This window comes from Pseudomonas sp. GW821-FHT01D09, from assembly GCF_059422465.1.
The window spans coordinates 168,982-187,558 of the sequence record NZ_JBWKWY010000005.1; the positions used below are offsets into that span (position 1 = coordinate 168,982).

18 protein-coding genes and 1 other RNA gene are annotated in these 18,577 nt (G+C 62.6%); 9 read left to right on the forward strand and 10 right to left on the reverse strand.

Features of this window, described 5'->3' with window-relative positions; all coding sequences use genetic code 11:
* Positions 1-26: 26 nt before the first annotated feature.
* Entirely contained in the window at positions 27-692 is a 666-nt protein-coding gene (locus AC07W7_RS07940) for a gamma-glutamylcyclotransferase (RefSeq protein WP_099168560.1), read from the forward strand.
* On the opposite strand, the gene glpT is transcribed toward AC07W7_RS07940, so the two are convergent.
* Positions 676-2,013, reverse strand: a complete 1,338-nt coding sequence (gene glpT / locus AC07W7_RS07945) for a glycerol-3-phosphate transporter (protein WP_029289546.1) — start codon at positions 2,011-2,013, stop codon at positions 676-678. The genes AC07W7_RS07940 and glpT overlap by 17 nt on opposite strands.
* Positions 2,014-2,301: 288 nt before the next feature.
* Positions 2,302-3,282, reverse strand: coding sequence for an NADPH:quinone oxidoreductase family protein (locus AC07W7_RS07950; protein WP_236309390.1), 981 nt, complete (start codon positions 3,280-3,282; stop codon positions 2,302-2,304).
* A gap of 149 nt (positions 3,283-3,431) precedes the next feature.
* Here AC07W7_RS07950 and AC07W7_RS07955 point away from each other — a divergent pair, with 149 nt between their 5' ends.
* Positions 3,432-3,839, forward strand: a complete 408-nt coding sequence (locus tag AC07W7_RS07955) for a flagellar basal body-associated protein FliL (RefSeq protein ID WP_099168563.1) — start codon at positions 3,432-3,434, stop codon at positions 3,837-3,839.
* Positions 3,840-3,944: 105 nt separating this feature from the next.
* Here the strand turns inward: AC07W7_RS07955 and AC07W7_RS07960 are convergent, their stop codons facing one another.
* The 4 genes from AC07W7_RS07960 to AC07W7_RS07975 all read right to left on the reverse strand — a co-directional run bounded on the left by AC07W7_RS07960 (position 3,945) and on the right by AC07W7_RS07975 (position 9,278).
* Positions 3,945-5,063 carry an ABC transporter permease gene (locus tag AC07W7_RS07960; protein WP_495039052.1) on the reverse strand — a complete coding sequence of 373 codons (1,119 nt, stop codon included), beginning with the start codon at positions 5,061-5,063 and terminating at the stop codon, positions 3,945-3,947.
* On the reverse strand, positions 5,063-7,780 hold the full coding sequence (gene rbbA, locus AC07W7_RS07965; protein WP_495039053.1) for a ribosome-associated ATPase/putative transporter RbbA: 2,718 nt from the start codon (positions 7,778-7,780) through the stop codon (positions 5,063-5,065). The genes AC07W7_RS07960 and rbbA overlap by 1 nt, the downstream gene beginning before the upstream one ends.
* Entirely contained in the window at positions 7,777-8,742 is a 966-nt protein-coding gene (locus tag AC07W7_RS07970; RefSeq protein WP_169900882.1) for an HlyD family secretion protein, read from the reverse strand. The genes rbbA and AC07W7_RS07970 overlap by 4 nt, the downstream gene beginning before the upstream one ends.
* Before the next feature lie 86 nt (positions 8,743-8,828).
* Positions 8,829-9,278, reverse strand: coding sequence for an EVE domain-containing protein (locus AC07W7_RS07975; protein WP_099168567.1), 450 nt, complete (start codon positions 9,276-9,278; stop codon positions 8,829-8,831).
* 196 nt (positions 9,279-9,474) lie between these two features.
* Here AC07W7_RS07975 and AC07W7_RS07980 point away from each other — a divergent pair, with 196 nt between their 5' ends.
* Positions 9,475-9,624: a hypothetical protein gene (locus tag AC07W7_RS07980; RefSeq protein ID WP_143110453.1), complete on the forward strand. Its 150-nt coding sequence runs from the start codon at positions 9,475-9,477 to the stop codon at positions 9,622-9,624.
* Between the two features lie 2 nt (positions 9,625-9,626).
* Here the strand turns inward: AC07W7_RS07980 and AC07W7_RS07985 are convergent, their stop codons facing one another.
* From AC07W7_RS07985 to AC07W7_RS08000, 4 genes are all read right to left on the reverse strand, one after another.
* Positions 9,627-10,262: a 5-formyltetrahydrofolate cyclo-ligase gene (locus tag AC07W7_RS07985; protein WP_495039054.1), complete on the reverse strand. Its 636-nt coding sequence runs from the start codon at positions 10,260-10,262 to the stop codon at positions 9,627-9,629.
* A gap of 57 nt (positions 10,263-10,319) precedes the next feature.
* Positions 10,320-10,498, reverse strand: a non-coding RNA gene (ssrS, locus tag AC07W7_RS07990) — 6S RNA.
* Between the two features lie 30 nt (positions 10,499-10,528).
* Positions 10,529-10,846 (reverse strand): cell division protein ZapA, encoded by a 318-nt coding sequence (locus tag AC07W7_RS07995; protein ID WP_076963628.1) that lies wholly within the window; start codon positions 10,844-10,846, stop codon positions 10,529-10,531.
* Positions 10,843-11,052 (reverse strand): TIGR02449 family protein, encoded by a 210-nt coding sequence (locus AC07W7_RS08000; protein WP_007982902.1) that lies wholly within the window; start codon positions 11,050-11,052, stop codon positions 10,843-10,845. The genes AC07W7_RS07995 and AC07W7_RS08000 overlap by 4 nt, the downstream gene beginning before the upstream one ends.
* Before the next feature lie 137 nt (positions 11,053-11,189).
* Here AC07W7_RS08000 and AC07W7_RS08005 point away from each other — a divergent pair, with 137 nt between their 5' ends.
* From AC07W7_RS08005 to AC07W7_RS08030, 6 genes are all read left to right on the forward strand, one after another.
* Positions 11,190-11,747, forward strand: a complete 558-nt coding sequence (locus AC07W7_RS08005) for a YecA/YgfB family protein (RefSeq protein ID WP_076963629.1) — start codon at positions 11,190-11,192, stop codon at positions 11,745-11,747.
* A 20-nt stretch (positions 11,748-11,767) separates the two neighbouring features.
* A complete protein-coding gene (gene pepP, locus AC07W7_RS08010) occupies positions 11,768-13,090 on the forward strand; it encodes a Xaa-Pro aminopeptidase (RefSeq protein ID WP_495039055.1) in 1,323 nt (440 codons plus the stop codon).
* Entirely contained in the window at positions 13,087-14,274 is a 1,188-nt protein-coding gene (ubiH, locus tag AC07W7_RS08015) for a 2-octaprenyl-6-methoxyphenyl hydroxylase (RefSeq protein ID WP_169866182.1), read from the forward strand. Before pepP ends, ubiH begins: the two co-directional genes overlap by 4 nt.
* Positions 14,275-14,377: 103 nt before the next feature.
* On the forward strand, positions 14,378-15,595 hold the full coding sequence (locus AC07W7_RS08020; RefSeq protein ID WP_495039094.1) for a 2-octaprenyl-3-methyl-6-methoxy-1,4-benzoquinol hydroxylase: 1,218 nt from the start codon (positions 14,378-14,380) through the stop codon (positions 15,593-15,595).
* A 128-nt stretch (positions 15,596-15,723) separates the two neighbouring features.
* On the forward strand, positions 15,724-16,728 hold the full coding sequence (locus tag AC07W7_RS08025) for an extracellular solute-binding protein (protein WP_076963633.1): 1,005 nt from the start codon (positions 15,724-15,726) through the stop codon (positions 16,726-16,728).
* Positions 16,729-16,890: 162 nt separating this feature from the next.
* Positions 16,891-18,507 (forward strand): ABC transporter permease, encoded by a 1,617-nt coding sequence (locus tag AC07W7_RS08030; RefSeq protein ID WP_197881397.1) that lies wholly within the window; start codon positions 16,891-16,893, stop codon positions 18,505-18,507.
* Positions 18,508-18,577: the final 70 nt, after the last annotated feature.

Genomic DNA, 18,577 nt, shown 5'->3' on the forward strand with positions numbered 1-18,577 from the left:
GGCACAGGAGACCTAAGCGATCTGCCATGACCGTTATTGAATCCGAACTTCTGCAATGGGCTTACCCGCCGCGGCTCGATCTGGGGCCGCAACTCACTCACGAACAATTAATGAGCTCGATGCAGGCCACCATGGGGCTGCACAAGGGTGGGCCGGTCTGGCTGTTTGCGTATGGTTCGCTGATCTGGCGCCCGGAATGTTCGGCAGCCCAGCGCGTGCGCGCACGGGTCCATGGGTATCACCGGGGCCTGTACCTGTGGTCCCACGAACACCGGGGCACGCCGGAGTTACCGGGGCTGGTGTTTGGCCTGGATCGTGGCGGCTCGTGCAGCGGTTTTGCCTATCGCCTGCCGGAGGATCAACTGGAGGCCTCGCTCTATGCCTTGTGGCAGCGCGAGATGCCTTACCCGTCCTACCGGCCACACTGGCTCAGTTGCCGGCTTGAAGACGGCAGCCAGGTGCAGGCATTGGGTTTTGTGCTGGAGCGGCACCTGCCCAGCTATGCCGGCAACTTGCCCGACAGTGTGCTGAACCAGGTCTTTGCCTGTGCTTGCGGGCGTTACGGCACCACTCGCGATTATGTCGAGCAGACTGTCAACGCCCTGCGTAGCCACGCCATGCCAGACAAGAATCTGGAGGCGCGGCTCAAGCGATGTGCCAAAGGCGTCGCGGCGATTAACGCGCCGAGCTGACGCTATTGGTGTGCCACAGGGTGGGGATCAGGAACGCGATGGCCAACAGGCACGCGCCGATCAGCAGCACAAAGCCGCCGTCCCAGCCGAAGTGGTCCACGGTGTAGCCCATGGCCGCACTGGCGGCTACCGAACCGCCCAGGTAACCGAACAGACCGGTAAAGCCTGCCGCCGTACCTGCGGCTTTCTTCGGCGCCAGTTCCAGGGCCTGCAGGCCGATCAGCATCACCGGGCCGTAGATCAAAAAGCCAATGGAGAACAGCGCGATCATGTCGACCATCGGGTTGCCCGGCGGGTTGAGCCAGTACACCAGGGTCGCCACGGTCACCAAGGCCATGAACACAATGCCGGTCAGGCCACGGTTGCCACGGAAGATCTTGTCCGACATCCAGCCGCACAGCAGCGTGCCGGGGATCCCCGCCCACTCGTAGAAGAAGTACGCCCACGACGATTTATCGACGGTGAAGTGCTTGGCTTCCTTGAGGTAGGTCGGTGCCCAGTCCAGCACGCCATAACGCAGCAGGTAGACGAACACGTTGGCGAAGGCGATGTACCACAGCATCTTGTTGCGCAGCACGTACTTGACGAAGATTTCCTTGGCGCTGAATTCGTCTTCGTGGCTGTCGTCGTAGCCTTCCGGGTAGTCGTTCTTGTACTTCTCGATCGGCGGCAAGCCTACCGACTGCGGGGTGTCACGCATGGTGATAAAGGCAAAGGCCGCCACTGCCAAGGCCACCGTTGCCGGGACATAGAACGCTGCGTGCCAGTCGTTGAACCAGGCCATGCCCAACAGGAACAGCGGGCCGATCAGGCCGCCGCCGACGTTATGCGCCACGTTCCATACCGATACCACGCCACCGCGTTCTTTCTGCGACCACCAGTGCACCATGGTCCGTCCACTCGGCGGCCAGCCCATGCCCTGGGCCCAGCCGTTGATGAACAGCAGAATGAACATCATGGTCACGCTGGACGTTGCCCAAGGCGCGAAACCGAAAATGAACATCACCCCGGCCGATACCAGCAAGCCAAAGGGCAGGAAGTAGCGCGGGTTGGAGCGGTCGGACACCAGGCCCATGAGGAACTTGGACAGGCCGTAGGCAATCGCGATCGCCGACATGGCCAGGCCCAGCTGACCACGGGTGTAACCCTCGTCGATCAAGTACGGCATGGCCAGGGAGAAGTTTTTGCGCAGCAGGTAGTAACCCGCGTAGCCAAAGAAAATACCGGCGAAGATCTGCCAGCGCAGTCGTCGGTAGGTACTGTCGATCTTTTCTTCAGGCAGGGGTGCCTGATGAGGGGCAGGACGAAAGAAAGCAAACATTCAAGAGCTCCAAATTTCTTGTTTTGACTGCGGATGCGAATGTTACAGTTTCGTTACCGAAAATAGCATCGCCTCTTATCTGCAAACACAGGAAACTGGAGTAATTACATGTTCTTTTACGAACATGTCGCTAATAGATAAATTTGGGTCGTGATCAGATTCCTCAGAACACCGCAGATCAAATGTAGGAGCTGGCTTGCCTGCGATAGCGGTGGATCAGTCACGAAAGATGTAGCTGACCCACCGCTATCGCAGGCAAGCCAGCTCCCACATTGACTGCATTTCAAATCACTGGCGGACCTGCACGACCACCTTGCCTACCGCCCTGCGTTGCCCCAGGTCATTGATCGCCTGCGCCGCGTTGTCCAGCGGATACACCTGCGACACCAGCGGCTTCAACTTCCCCTCGGCATACCAACCAAACAGCTGCTGGAAATTCGCCGCATTCTCCTGCGGCTGGCGCTGGGCAAACGCACCCCAGAACACCCCGACCACCGCCGCGCCCTTGAGCAGCGCCAGGTTCACCGGCAATTCAGGGATGCGCCCGCTGGCAAACCCCACCACCAGCAGCCGGCCGTTCCAGGCAATGGCGCGAATGGCCTGGTCAAACAGATCGCCGCCCACCGGGTCGTAGATCACGTCGGCACCGTTGCCGTCGGTCAGGCGCTTGATTTCATCCTTGAGGTTGCTTTCGCTGTAGTTGATCAATTCATCGGCACCCGCCGCCTTGGCCACGGCCAGCTTGTCGGCGCTGCTGGCGGCGGCGATCACCCGGGCGCCCATGGCCTTGCCAATTTCCACAGCGGCCAGGCCCACGCCACCGGACGCGCCCAGTACCAGCAGGGTCTCGCCGGCCGCCAGCTGGCCACGCTGCTTGAGGGCGTGCATCGAGGTGCCGTAGGTCATGCTGAAGGCGGCGGCGGTGTTGAAGTCCATGCTCGGCGGGATCGGCAATACGTTATAGCCCGGCACCGCGACCTGCTCGGCAAAGCTGCCCCAACCGGTCAACGCCATGACCCGGTCGCCGACCTTCAGGTGGCTGACCTTTTCCCCTACGTCGCTGACCACCCCTGCCGCTTCGCCACCCGGCGAGAACGGGAAGGGCGGTTTGAACTGGTACTTGCCCTCGATGATCAGCGTGTCCGGGAAATTCACCCCGGCGGCATGCACCTCCAGCAGGATCTCGTTCTTCTTGATCGCCGGGCTTTCGACGTCTTCCAACACCAGGGTTTCGGCAGGGCCGAAGGCTTTGCACAGCACGGCTTTCATCGGACTATTCCTTTTGGCGTATTGGCCGATAAGTGTAGGTGGGTCAGGTCACGGGTCAACGAGCATGCCCCGGCCTGATAAGTCGCCATAAGCTTGTGCTCTGCCTTGCTAGCGTTATGCTACTGGCAACCGAATGTGAGGAATGAACTGTGAAAGCGTGGATCCTGTTGATGCTGGCCCTGACGTTGCCGATGGCAGCCCATGCCGAAGAAGCCAAGGAAGGCGAAGCGCCGAAGGTCAGCTACTACAGCCTGACCCCGCCCTTTGTCGGCAACTACGCCCTGGATGGCGGCCCGAAACTGCGGGTGTACAAGGCCGATGTGGCCCTGCGCGTGACCGGCACGGAAGCGGCGGCGGCGATCAAGGCCAATGAGCCGTTGATCCGTAATCAACTGGTGGCGCTGTTTACCCAGCAGACTGTCGAAAGCATGGGCAGTGTCGAAGGCAAAGAGAAGTTGCGTCAGGAAGCGTTGAAGCAGACTCAGCAAGTGATGAATGATGAGACGGGGAAGCCGGTGGTTGAGGACTTGTTGTTCAATAATCTGATCATCCAGTAAAGCGGGCGCTTAGCGCCCATCGCAGGCAAGCTAGCTCCCACATTTTGACGGTGTTCACAAATCAAAGTGTGGGAGCTGGCTTGCGATGACGGCCTTGCGGGCGCCTCAAGATGCCAGGCTTTTCCTGAATCTGGCCAACGCCACCGCAAAAAACACCAACCCAATCCCCCCCAGCGCCAGTAAATCCGGCCACACCACACTCACCCCGGCATCGCGAAACAGAATCGCCGCACTCAAGCTCACAAAATGCGTCGACGGCGAGCCCTGCATCACCCATTGCAACCATTCGGGCATGCTGTCCAGCGGCGTACTGCCGCCTGACAACAGCAACATCGGAATAATCACCGGGATCGCCAACAAGCCAAACTGCGGCGTCGAGCGGGCGAGGGTGGCGAGGAAGATGCCCAGGGCGGTGCTGGCAAACAGGTACAGCGCCGTCACCAGCAGGAACAGGCTCAACGAGCCGGCCAGCGGCACGCCGAGCAGGCCCTTGACCACCACTTCCAGTGACAGCCAGGTACACAGCACCACCACCAGCATGTTGCTCCAGATTTTTGCCAGCATGATTTCCAGGGCGGTCAGTGGCAGCACCAGCAGATGGTCGAGGGTGCCGTGCTCACGCTCGCGCAGCAGGGCGGTGCCGGTCAGGACGATGGCGAGGATGGTGATGTTATTGACGATCTGGATCACCGCCAGGAACCAGCCACCTTCCAGGTTGGTGTTGAACAACGCGCGGGTGGTGAGCGCCGCCGGCGCGCGTTGGCTGGCATCCGCCTGGCCGCTGTAGGTCAGCAGTTCGCGCTGGAAAATCCGCCCGATATAGCCGGCGCCCATAAACGCCTGGCTCATGGCCGTGGCATCCACATTGACCTGCACGCTCGGCTGGCGGCCGGCCAGCAGGTCGGCCTGGAAATTGGCCGGCACGTTGATCACGAAGGTGTACTGGCCGCTGTCCATCACCTTGTCCAACTGGTCGTAGGCCAGTGGCACGGCGGGCTGGAATTCCGGGGGTTGCAGGGCTTCGGCCAACTGGCGTGACAATTGGCCATGGTCTTCATCGACAAAGGCCACGCTGGCGTTATGCACACCAATCACCGAGCCGGCCGCTGGCATATAGATGGCGACGGTGAAGGCGTAGAACAGAAACAGCAGCAACACGCTGTCGTGACGCAGGCTGGTGAGTTCTTTGAGCCCCAGGCGCAGGATATGGGCGAACTTATGCATCAGGCCTCCTGCTTCTTGAGCATGACCAGGCTCAGCCCGGTGAACCCCAGGAAAAACCCGAACAGCGCCAGGCACTGTGGCCACAGTTGGCGCAGGTCCAGGGCTTTGGTGAAGGTGCCGACGGCGACATCCAGGAAGTAACCGGCGGGAAACAGCATACCCATCAGCGCGGCCGCGCCTTCCAGGGATGAGCGTGGCACGATCAACCCGGAGAACTGGATGGTCGGCAGGCTGGTGATGATCATGGTGCCGAGGATCGCCGCGATCTGGGTGCGGGTGAACGCGGAAATCAGCAGGCCCATGCTAGTGGTGGCCAGTACATACAGCAGGCCGCCAAACGCCAGGGTCACGCCACTGCCCTTGAACGGCACGCCGAACAGCCAGCGGTTCATCGCCACCAGCAAGGCCAGGTTGATCAGGCTGATGACCAGGTACGGTGCCTGTTTGCCCAGGAGGAACTCCAGGCGGGTCAGCGGCGTGGCATAAAAGTTGGTGATCGAGCCCAGTTCCTTCTCGCGCACGATGCCCAGGGCGGTGAGCATGGCCGGGATAAACGCCAGGATCAGCGCCATCACGCCCGGGCCGATGGCATTGACGCTGACCACGTCCTGGTTATAGCGAAAGCGCGTTTCCAGTTTGGCGGCGGCGGGGCGGGTCTGTGGTGTGCTGCTGAGTTCGGCCAACTGCTGCAGATTGGCCTGATGCACAGCCTCGACATAGTTGCGGCTGGTCTCGGCGCGAAACGGCATGCCGCCATCGAGCCAGGCGGCCACCGCCGGTTGGCGCCCGGCGTACAGGTCGCGGCCAAAGCCCGGGGGGATTTCCAGGGCCAGTTTGATTTCCGAACGTTGCAGGCGCCGGTGCAACTCGGCCGAATCGCTGATCGGTGGCTGTTCGGCGAAGTAGCGCGAACTGCGGAAGGCCTCTAGGTAAGCGCGGCTTTGCGGCGTCTGGTCCTGGTCGTACACGGCGAAGGCGAGCTTCTCTACGTCCAGGGAAATGCCGTAGCCGAAGATCACCATCATGAAAATCGCCCCGAGCAGAGCAAAGGCCATGCGCACTTTGTCGCGCAGCAGCTCTTTGCCTTCGCGACTGGCCACCGCCAGCAGGCGGACCAGGCTGAAGCCGCGTTTGCTGACCGGCGGCGTGCTCGGTGTGCTGACGGTTGCACTGGGCGCGGCGGCTTCCGGGGCCTCCTGGGCTTGCTCCAGGCAGGTGACGAACGCGGCTTCCAGGGTCTCGCCGTGGAATTGCTGTTGCAGAGCGTCCGGGGTGTCGCAGGCCAGCACCTTGCCGGCGTGCATCAACGAGATGCGGTCGCAGCGCTGGGCTTCGTTCATAAAGTGGGTGGAGAGGAAAATCGTCACCCCTTGCTCGCGGGACAGCTCCACCAGCAAACGCCAGAAATCGTCGCGCGCGGCGGGGTCCACGCCGGACGTGGGTTCGTCGAGGATCAGCACTTCCGGGCGATGCAGCACCGCCACAGCCAGGGACAGGCGCTGGCGCAAACCCAGGGGCAGTTCGCCGGAGGGCTGTTCGGCGATTTCGCCCAGGTCAAAGCGTTGGATCAGTTCCTCAATGCGCGGCCCACTGTCGGCCTTGGGCAGGTCGAACAACTGTGCGTGCAGCACCAGGTTCTGGCGCACGCTGAGTTCGCCGTACAGCGAGAAGCTCTGGGACATGAAGCCCACGCGCTTGCGGGTCGCCAGGTCCTTGGCATTCACCGGGTTGCCCAGCAGTGTGGCGCTGCCTTCACTGGCCGGCATCAGCCCGGTGAGGACTTTCATGGTGGTGGTCTTGCCGCAGCCGTTGGAGCCGAGAAAGCCAAAGATCTCACCACGGCCGATGGCGAAGCTGACCTTGTTGACGGCGGTGAAGTCGCCAAAGCGCAGGGTCAGGTCGTGGGCTTCGATGGCGATATCGGTGGTGTCGTGTGCCCGAGGAGGGATCACCAGCGGCTGGTTGTTGTGCGCGCTGTCGCCCTGGAAATGGGTAAAGGCTTCATCCAGCTTGCCGCTGGGCGTGACCGCCGCCAGTTCATGGCTCAGGCCATCGGCAATCAGCTTGCCGCGGTCGAGCATCAGGCAGTGCTCGAACTGCTCGGCTTCTTCCATGTAGGCCGTGGCCACCAGCAGCGTCAGTTGCGGGCGCTCGCTGCGTACGGTTTCTACCAACTCCCAGAAACGTCGGCGTGACAATGGGTCGACGCCGGTCGTGGGCTCATCAAGGATCAGCAAGTCCGGGTCATGGATCAGCGCGCAGCACAGCCCCAGTTTCTGCTTCATCCCGCCCGACAGCTTGCCGGCTGGGCGGTCGGCGAAACGTGCCAGGTCGGTGGCCAGCAGCAGGTTGTGCATGCGCTGCTCGCAATCGGCTTTGGACAGGCCAAACAGGGTGGCAAAAAACCGGATGTTTTCGCGGATGGACAGCTCGGGGTACAGGTTGCCGCCCAGGCCCTGGGGCATAAAGGCGATCAACGGGTACAGGCTGTTGCGGTGGCGGCGGTCTTCGATGGAGCCGCCCAGCACCTGCAGGTCGCCGGCCTGCAGCTTTTTAACCCCGGCGATCAGGCCCAGCAGGCTCGACTTGCCCGCGCCATCCGGGCCGATCAGGCCGCAGCGGGTGCCGGCCGGCAGGCTGAAGGCAATGTCGAGCAGTGCCTGTTGCTTGCCGTAGCGGTGGTTGATGCCCGTGGCGTGCAGCGCCAGCCCGTTCATTGCAGGTTGGCCGGCCAGTCCAGGTCGGCAGTGCGCACGTAGCCGGCGCCGGGCATGCCGGGCTTGGCCTGGGGCACGGCGCTGGGTTGAGTCAGGCGCAGTTTGACGCGGAACACCAGTTTCTGGCGTTCGTCGCGGGTTTCCACTTCTTTGGGGGTGAACTGCGACTTGGCCGCAACAAAGCTGATTTTCGCCGGCAACGGCTGGTCCGGCAGGGCGTCGAGTACGATCCGCGCTTCACTGCCCACGGTCAGGCGGCCGGTGACGGAGGCGGGCAGGTAGAGGTTCATGTACTGGTCATTCGGATCGATCAGCAGCAACACTCGCCCGCCGGCCCCGAGCACTTCGCCAGGTTCGGCCAGGCGCAGCTGGATGATGCCGTCGATGGGCGCGCGCAGGCTGCTGTCCTCGATTTCGCTGGTCAGTTGCGCCACCTGGGCCTGGGCCGCACCGATGGCAGCCTTGACCGCATTGACCTGGGCCTGGGCGGCTACCACCGCTGCATTGCCGGTGTTCTGGCGTGCCTGTTGCTGGTCGATCAACTGCGCGCTGGCGAAGCCGCGGCGGTACAGCTCTTGGGTACGCTTGAGTTCCTGGCTGGCCAGCAGGTTTTCGCTCTGGCGCAGCTGCACATTGGCTTCGGCGGCGGCGAAGTTTTCCTTGGCCCGCAGCACTTCGGCTTCGGCCTGGGAGCGCTGGGCTTCCAGGGTGCGGGTGTCGATACGTGCCAGCAGTTGGCCCTTGAGCACTTTGTCGCCTTCATCGACCCGTACCTCGGCCAGGCGCCCGGGGATCTTGGTGGCGATCTGCACTTCGGTGGATTCCAGCCGGCCGTTGCCCATGTGCAAACCTTCCGGCAGGCGGTCGAGGGTGGACTTCCAGTAGCCGAAGCCGCCGGCGGCCACCAGCAACAGAATCAGAAGAAAGGCGAAAAAGTGCGAACTGCGATGGGGCGTCGACATGGGTGCATCCTGCGGTGTTAGCGTCCTAGTTTGCCGGGATCGTAACCGATAGCCGTTGATACCGGTCAAATGAATCCCTTTAGGCGTTAACGCAGGGCCATGACCGCCGCCCATTGCTCGGCCGTCACCGGCATCACCGACAAGCGACTGCCTTTTTGTACCAGCGGCAATTCGGCCAGGGCGGTTTGTTGCTTGAGGTAGCCCAGCCCGAGGACTTTGGGGAAGGTCTCGACGTGGGCCACGGTGATGGCGCTCCACGGATTTTTTTCTGCTGTGGCCTTGGCATCGAAGTGATGGTTGCCGGGCTCCAGCGCCGTCGGGTCTGGATACGCCGCTTCGATGATTTTTCCTACGCCGGCAATCCCCGGTTCCGGGCAACTGGAGTGGTAGAAGAAAAACGCGTCACCCACGGCCATGGCCCGCAGGAAGTTGCGCGCCTGGTAATTGCGCACGCCATCCCAGCGTGCTTCGCCGAGTTTTTCCAGGCCCTGGATGGACAACTCATCAGGCTCGGATTTCATCAGCCAATAGGCCATGGTTTTTGCTCCTTTGCAGGGGATTGGATAGGTTGTGCGGCAACTTCATGACAAACCGACGGTCGGTTGACGTCAAGGTTTGCGTGTTGGTTCACGTTAACGCAGAATGCCGGGATTTTAAGCTTGACGCAGCTGGAACGGGCTACTTTGGAACGTTGCTGTCATCGTGTGTGATAGGCCTGAAGGGGGGCAATCGATGAAACGCAAACCGGATTTACTATGGATTTTGGTTATTTTGTTCGGTCTGGGCGTCGTGACCACCGGGTATGCGCAGAGCCTCTGGTCGAACAAGACCGAAGCGCCTGTTGAATTTGCACAGCAGCAGCCACAAACCTTCAAGCGTTGATGTTATTTCGGCGCCGTTGATTGCAGCGGCGTCCCCTCTGCGACATACCACTTCCTGTCGGTCACGGCGCCATTCAGCGGCACGTCCCAGCTTGCCTGCGCCAGGCGTTCGACCTTCTGGCACTCATGGGCCAGCCCCAGTAGCGTCGGCTTGCGCCACGCCGAGCGGCGCGCCAGGTACGCCAGGCTACGATCGTAAAAACCGCCGCCCATGCCCAGCCGCCCACCCGCCTCATCGAACCCCACCAACGGCAGCAGCACCAGGTCCAGGGCCCAGACCTTGCGCTGGCGGCCGACATTGACCCGTGGCTCAAGAATGCCGAAGCGATTGGGCACAAGCTTTTCCCCGGGGCGCACGCGTTGGAACACCATCTTGGTCCGTGGCCAGGCACTGAGCACCGGCAGGTAGGTGGCCTTGCCCCGACGCTGGGCCGCGCGCAGCAGCAAGCGCGGATCGATTTCGCCATCCGTCGGCAGGTACAGGGAAATATGTTTGGCCCGGCAAAACAGCGGGTGCTGTGCCAGTTGCCGATACAGGCCAAGCGCTGCCTGGCGTTGCTCGCCTGGCGTGAGGGCGCGGCGGGCCTTGCGCAACATGCGTCGAAGGTGCGGACGGGAAAGCGGCGCAGGTTCGGTCATGGTGTTCGGCTCATAAAACAATGCCAGTCCGGGGACTGGCATTGAGTTTGGGAATTCAGGCTCCCCGACAGAACCGCTGTCGACTTAGCCCTTGAACCCGAAAGTTCAAGGTGGAAGAAGCAGTAGGCTTTAAGGCTTTCCGTCTAGCGGACATGCACACCAGCCCAACGTGCAACTTCCAGGGTAGTGCGAATCGGCTCAGGGACATCGCCGACTGGCAAGCACGCCAGGGAGTGAGGCGAGTATACCCCAAACAGGTCCGGCAATCAGCCTTTGGGTTGCTCTTGATCGTTGGAAAGGGCCAGGTCGACACGTTCCAGCAGGTCGCGTACTTGCTCGCGTGTCGAGCCGCTGGCCTGGACGTCAGGGCGTTCCTGCCTGTGCAGCAAATCGTGGGTAATGTTCAGCGCGGCCATCACGGCGATACGGTCGGCGCCGATGACTTTGCCGCTGCTGCGGATTTCACGCATCTTGCCATCCAGGTAGCGGGCGGCGCTCACCAGGTTGCTGCGCTCTTCCTGGGGGCAGATGATTGAATACTCTTTGTCGAGGATCTGCACGGTGACGCTATTGCTTGAACTCATGAGTCTTGCTCCAGGGCCTTCAGGCGCGAAATCATCGATTCGACCTTACGCCGGGCGATTTCGTTTTTTTCAATGAGGTGAGCGCGTTCCTCGCGCCAGGTCTTTTCCTGAGCTAATAGGAGTCCGTTTTGACTCTTTAGTTGCTCGACCCGGGTAATTAGCAATTCGAGTCTGGCCATCAGCGCTTGCAAGTCGGTGTCTTCCATGGGGTTCCACTGGATTTGTCTGATGAATGGCAACTGCAGGATAAACGATCTGACGCCCTTGATAGTCGGGTGCGTCTGCCGGTGCTAGGATACAGCGCTTCATTCTAGACATCGCGCCGCCTGGCGCCTAGCTCATCATGCCTATTCAGAACTCCCCGTACGATGCTTTTTCCAAACTGCTGAGCGCCAGCGGTCATTCTTGCTCGCCTGCCGAACTGCATGGCGTGCTGCTGGGCCGCAGTTGCACCGGCGTCGGTTTTGACGCCGACAACTGGTTGGCCGACGCCGCAGAAGTGCTCGAAACGGAGCCAGTAGATAATGTTCGTAACGCCTTGATCGGCCTGCAAGAAATGGTCAAGGGCGAGTTGACCGGCGATGACATTGCGGTAGTCCTATTGCTGCCGAGCGATGATGCGCCACTGGCCGAGCGCGCTGCCGCCCTGGGCGAATGGTGCAAGGGTTTCCTCACCGGCTTTGGCGTGAATTCCGGCGGCCTGGAACTGAGCACCGACGCCCAGGAAGTGTTGCAGGACCTGGCAGCCATCTCCCAGGTGCAAGATGCCCTGGAAGAATCCGAAGACGGCGAAGGCGACTACATGGAAGTCATGGAATACCTGCGCGTCGCGCCGCTGCTGCTGTTCACCGAGACCAAAAAATCGGCTGAACCCGCCGCCATCAAGCCGTCGCTGCACTAAGAGAGGGAACCCACCTGCCCATGATCCATATCCCCAAAGCGGAATACACCCGCCGCCGCAAGGCGCTCATGGCGCAGATGGAACCCAACAGCATCGCGATCCTGCCGGCCGCCGCTGTGGCGATCCGCAACCGTGATGTCGAACACGTCTACCGCCAGGACAGCGACTTCCAGTACCTGAGCGGTTTCCCCGAGCCGCAAGCGGTGATTGTGTTGATGCCTGGGCGCATTCACGGCGAATACGTGCTGTTCTGCCGCGAACGCAATGCCGAGCGCGAATTGTGGGACGGCCTGCGCGCTGGCACCGAAGGCGCGATTCGCGAATACGGCGCCGACGATGCGTTCCCGATTACCGATATCGACGACATCCTGCCCGGCCTGATCGAAGGCCGCGACCGGGTGTATTCGGCCATGGGCAGCAATGCCGAGTTCGACCGGCACCTGATGGAGTGGATCAATGTGATCCGCTCCAAGGCGCACCTCGGCGCGCAGCCGCCGAACGAATTCGTTGCCCTGGATCATCTGCTGCACGACATGCGCCTGTATAAATCCGCCGCAGAAGTGAAAGTCATGCGCGAAGCCGCGCGGATTTCCTGCGCGGCCCATATCCGGGCGATGCAGGCCTGCCGCGCCGGGCTGCATGAGTTCAGCCTGGAAGCCGAGCTGGACTACGAGTTCCGCCGGGGCGGGGCGAAGATGCCGGCCTATGGCTCCATCGTCGCTTCGGGGCGCAACAGTTGCATCCTGCACTACCAGCAGAATGACGCGCTGCTCAAGGACGGCGACCTGGTATTGATCGACGCCGGTTGTGAGATCGACTGCTATGCCAGCGATATCACCCGGACCTGGCCGGTCAATGGCAAGTTCTCCGCCGAGCAGAAGGCGATCTACGAAATTGTGCTGGCCTCCCAGGAAGCCGCTTTTGCGCAGATCGCGCCGAACAAGCACTGGAACCAGGCCCATGAGGCAACCGTGCAAGTGATCACCGCCGGGCTGGTGAAGCTGGGCTTGTTGCAGGGTGAGGTGGACGAGTTGATCGCCAGCGAAGCCTACAAGGCGTTCTATATGCACCGCGCCGGGCACTGGCTGGGCATGGATGTGCATGATGTAGGCGAGTACAAGGTCGGCGGCGAATGGCGGGTGCTGGAAGTGGGCATGGCCCTGACCGTGGAACCGGGTATCTACATTGCCCCGGACAACCAGAACGTGGCAAAGAAATGGCGTGGCATAGGCGTGCGCATCGAGGATGACGTGGTGGTGACCAAGCAAGGCTGTGAAATTCTGACCGGTGGCGTGCCCAAGGGTGTGGCCGAGATCGAAGCGCTGATGGCGGCCGCCCGATGAGCCGGGTCAACCTGGCGATTATCGGTGGCGGCCTGGTGGGCGCCAGCCTGGCATTGGCGTTGCAGGCCGGGGCCAAGGCCCGGGGCTGGAAGATCGTGCTGATCGAACCCTTCGCCCCCGGCGACAGCTACCAGCCGAGCTACGACGCCCGTTCCTCGGCGCTGTCCTTTGGCGCGCGGCAGATCTATCAGCGCCTGGGTGTGTGGCAAGACATTTCCCGGCGCGCCGAGCCGATCAAGCAGATCCATGTTTCCGACCGTGGCCGCTTCTCCACGGCACGCTTGTCGGCGCTCGAAGAGGGTGTGCCGGCCCTGGGCTATGTGGTGGAAAACGCCTGGCTCGGGCAGTGCCTGTGGCAAGGCTTGGATAAGGACGTGATCAGTTGGCGTTGCCCGGCCGAAGTCAGCCGCCTGGAACCGCTGGCCGATGGCTACCGCTTGACCCTCAACGACGAAACCGTCATCGAGTGCGACCTGGCGGTACTGGCCGATGGTGGCCGCTCCGGCCTGCGCGAGCAGTTGGGCATTGGCGTCAAGCAGCGCCCCTACAACCAGAGTGCCCTGATCGCCAACATCACCCCCAGCGAAGCCCATAACGGCGAGGCCTTCGAGCGTTTCACCGACGATGGCCCGATGGCCTTGCTGCCCCTGGCCGACAACCGTTGCGCGTTGGTGTGGACCCGCGTCGGCATGGACGCCCAGCGCTTGGCGCAGTTGGATGAACGCAGTTTCCTCAGCGAGTTGCAGGGCGTGTTCGGCTATCGCCTGGGCACCCTCAAGCAGGTCGGTGCCCGTCACTTGTATCCGCTGACTCTGGTGGAGGCCGAGGAGCAGGTGCGCTCGCACCTGGTGATCCTCGGCAACGCCGCCCACAGCCTGCACCCGATTGCCGGCCAGGGTTTCAACCTGTCGCTGCGCGATGCCTATGCCTTGGCCGAGGCCTTGCTGGCCGGGCCGGCGGTGCCGGGCGACCTGGCGACCTTGCAGGCCTACCGCGAACGCCAGCGCCTGGACCAGCAATTGACCGTGGGCTTCTCCGACCAGGTCACCCGCCTGTTCGGCAGTGGCCAACCGCTAGTCGCCATGGGCCGCAACCTCGGCCTGCTGGGCCTGGACCTGCTGCCGCCGGCCAAACGCTGGTTCGCCCGACAGGCCATGGGCCTGGGCACGCGCCCCGATGCGTAAGTGGTTGCCCTACGAACACCTTCATGACAGTTGCGCCACCCAGGTGGCGCGAGTCCTTTACCTGCGGCACACGCCGCCAGCGAAACAGGCATAAAGCATGGACATGCGCGCAGATGTGCTGATTGTCGGGGCCGGAATGGTCGGAAGCGCCCTGGCGCTGGCGTTGCAGGGCAGTGGCCTGCAGGTGCTGCTGCTCGATGGCAGCCCAATGAGCGTCAAGCCGTTCGACGCCGATGCACCCTTTGAACCGCGGGTGAGCGCCTTGTCGGCCGCCAGCCAGCGCATTCTCGAACGCCTGGGCGTGTGGGACGGCATTGCCAGCCGCCGCGCCAGCCCCTACGGCGAGATGCAGGTGTGGGATGGCAGCGGCACCGGGCAGATCCACTTTTCGGCGGCCAGCGTGCATGCCGAGGTGCTGGGGCATATTGTCGAAAACCGTGTGGTCCAGGACGCCCTGCTCGACCGCCTGCACGATTGCGACCTGGGCCTGCTGGCCAATGCGCGCCTGGAGCAGATGCGTCGCTCCGGCGATGACTGGCTGCTGACCCTGGCCGATGGCCGCACCTTGCGCGCGCGGCTGGTGATCGCCGCCGACGGTGCCAACTCGGCCGTGCGCCGCCTGACCGGCACCGCCACCCGTGAATGGGATTACCTGCACCACGCCATCGTCACCAGCGTGCGCAGCAGCCAACCACACCAGCGCACGGCCTGGCAGCGTTTCACCGACCATGGCCCGCTGGCGTTCCTGCCGCTGGTGCGCGATGGCCAGGACGATTGGTGCTCGATCGTCTGGTCGACCACGCCGAGCGAGTCCGAACGCCTGATGGCCCTGGACGACGCAAGCTTCTGCGGTGAACTGGAGCGCGCCTTTGAAGGCCGGCTGGGCCGCGTGGTCAGTGCCGACCCACGCCTGTGCGTCCCGCTGCGCCAGCGCCACGCCAAGCGCTACGTCGCCGAGGGCCTGGCGCTGATTGGTGATGCCGCCCACGTTATCCACCCATTGGCGGGGCAGGGCGTGAACCTGGGCTTCCTCGACGCGGCGGTGTTGGCCGAGGTGCTGTTGCAGGCATCTGAACGCGGTGAACGCTTGGCGGATGTGAAGGTGCTCAGCCGCTACGAGCGGCGGCGCATGCCCCGCAACCTGGCGCTGATGGCGGCGATGGAGGGCTTTGAACGGTTATTCCAGGCCGATCAGTTGCCGTTGCGCTGGTTGCGCAATGCCGGGTTGAAGATGGTCGACCAGATGCCTGAGGCCAAGGCCCTGTTTGTGCGACAGGCGCTGGGTTTGACTGGGGACTTGCCGGATCTGGCCAAGGCCTGAGGCCATCTGCCGCACCCTAAAGGGGGGCTCATGCAACATCTCGTAACTTCTGCGACCAGTGTTCGGTTGAGATGCTAAATGTGAGTCCTTATCATTTGCGCTCACTTTTCCTACGAGAGACCGCACCTATGTTGGCACCCAAGCGCCTCCTGACTGCCCTGGCACTCACCCTGATCGCCAGCACCACCGCCCAGGCGGCTGACGAGGTGGTGGTCTACTCCTCTCGTATCGATGAGTTGATCAAGCCGGTCTTCGACGCCTACACCCAGAAAACCGGGGTGAAGGTGAAGTTCATCACCGACAAGGAAGCGCCGCTGATGCAGCGCATCAAGGCCGAAGGTCAGAACGCCACGGCTGACCTGCTGCTGACCGTCGATGCCGGCAACCTCTGGCAAGCCGAGCAGATGGGCATTCTGCAACCGTTCACCTCCAAGGTGATCGACGCCAATATTCCTGCGCAATATCGTGCTGCCAGCCACGCCTGGACCGGCTTGAGCCTGCGGGCGCGGACCATTGCCTACTCCACCGCTCGCGTCAAACCGGGTGAGTTGACCACCTACGAAGCCCTGGCCGACAAACAATGGGAAGGCCGCCTGTGCCTGCGTACGGCGAAGAAGGTCTACAACCAGTCGCTGACCGCCACCCTGATCGAGACCCATGGCGCGCAAAAGACCGAGGAGATCATCAAGGGGTGGGTCAACAACCTGTCCACCGACGTGTTCTCCGATGATGTGGCCGTGCTGGAAGCGATCAATGCCGGGCAATGCGATGTCGGTATCGTCAACACTTACTACTATGGCCGCCTGCATAAGCAAAAGCCGGACCTGGGCGTCAAACTGTTCTGGCCGAACCAGGGTGACCGTGGTGTACACGTCAACCTCTCGGGCATCGGCCTGACCCAGTACGCGCCGCACCCGGAAGCCGCCAAGGCCCTGGTGGAATGGATGACCACGCCTGAGGCGCAGAAGATCTTTGCCGACGTGAACCAGGAGTTCCCGGCCAACCCGGCGGTGCAGCCGTCTGAAGAAGTGGCTGCCTGGGGCAAGTTCAAGGCCGACACCCTGCCGGTGGAAGTGGCGGGCAAGCGCCAGGCCGAGGCGATTCGCCTGATGGATCGCGCAGGCTGGAACTGAGTACAATTTGTAAGGCTCCACAAATCTAATGTGGGAGCTGGCTTGCCTGCGATAGCATCACCCCGGTATCACTGATAAACCGAGGTGTCTGCATCGCAGGCAAGCCAGCTCCCACAATGTTTTGTGCATGCCTCCAAATCATCCACTGCTTGAGAATTCCTTTTGGCCCACCCCGCCCAACGCCGCTGGTACCTGCCGGTCTTCACTGTCGCCGCCCTGGTGCTGCTGCCGCTGAGCGTCCTGCTGCTGTCCTGGCAAAGCATCGATACGCAAATCTGGTCGCACCTGTGGGCCACCCAGATGCCGCGTCTGCTGGGCAACACCTTGACCCTGGTGTTGGGCGTCGGGGTGGGTGTCACGGTGCTGGGCGTGAGCCTGGCGTGGCTGACCAGCCTCTGTGAGTTCCCCGGCCGACGCTGGCTGGATTGGGCCTTGATGCTGCCGTTTGCCATCCCGGCCTATGTCCTGGCATTTGTCTTCGTTGGCCTGCTGGACTTCTCCGGGCCGGTACAAACCCTGCTGCGCGAATGGTTCGGCATGGGCCTGCGCCTGCCGCGTGTGCGTTCGACCAGTGGCGTGATCATCGTGCTGGTGCTGGTGTTCTATCCCTATGTCTACCTGCTGGCGCGTACCGCCTTCCTGGCCCAGGGCAAGGGCTTGATGGAAGCGGCGCGGGTGCTGGGCCAATCGCCCTGGCAGGCCTTCTGGCGGGTGGCCCTGCCCATGGCGCGCCCGGCTATCGGTGCCGGCGTGGCCCTGGCGTTGATGGAAACCCTGGCGGATTTCGGCGCGGTGTCGGTGTTTAATTTCGATACCTTTACTACCGCCATCTACAAGACCTGGTATGGCTTTTTCAGCCTGTCCAGCGCCGCGCAACTGGCGAGCCTGCTGCTGTTGGTGGTGATGCTGGTGCTCTACGGCGAGCGCCGTGCCCGGGGGGCCAGCCGCCCGGGCAATGAGCGACCGCGGGGCAAGGCGCTGTATCACCTGCATGGCTTCAAGGCAGCCGCCGCCACGGGCTGGTGTGCCCTGGTGTTTGCCTGCGCCTTCGTCATCCCGATGATCCAACTGCTGGCCTGGTTCTGGCAGCGCGGGCGTTTCGACCTTGACGAGCGCTATGCCGGGCTGATCGTGCATACCCTCTACCTGGGCGGCATGGCCGCGTTGATCACCGTCAGCGTCGCGTTGCTGCTGGCCTTCGCCAACCGCCTGGCGCCGACCCGGGCCATCCGTTCCGGGATCAGCCTGGGCAATCTGGGCTACGCCTTGCCGGGGTCGGTCTTGGCGGTGTCGATCATGCTGGCGTTCAGCTATCTGGATCGCGAGCTGGTGATCCCGGTTTCCAGCTGGTTGGGCGGTGCGGGCAAGCCTTTGTTGCTGGGCAGCCTGTCGGCCCTGGTGATGGCCTATCTGGTGCGCTTCCTGGCCGTGGCCTATGGCCCGCTGGAAAACAGCCTGGCGCGCATCCGCCCGTCGTTGCCGGAGGCAGCGCGTAGTCTTGGGGTCAGTGGGCCACGACTGTTTTGCAAAGTGTATCTGCCGCTGTTGCTGCCAGGCACCTTGAGCGCGGCCTTGCTGGTGTTTGTCGATGTGCTCAAGGAAATGCCCGCGACCCTGCTGATGCGCCCGTTCGGCTGGGATACGCTGGCGGTACGCATCTTTGAGATGACCAGCGAGGGCGAGTGGGCGCGTGCCTCCTTGCCTGCCCTGACCCTGGTATTGGTCGGCCTGTTGCCGGTCATCGGTCTGATCCGACGTTCGGCCCGACGAATCGGTTAGGTGCCAGTCCTACGGCTTGAGGCTACAATGCGCGGCATTCGGTGCGGCCCGTCTTTCGGGCTGGGTTGCT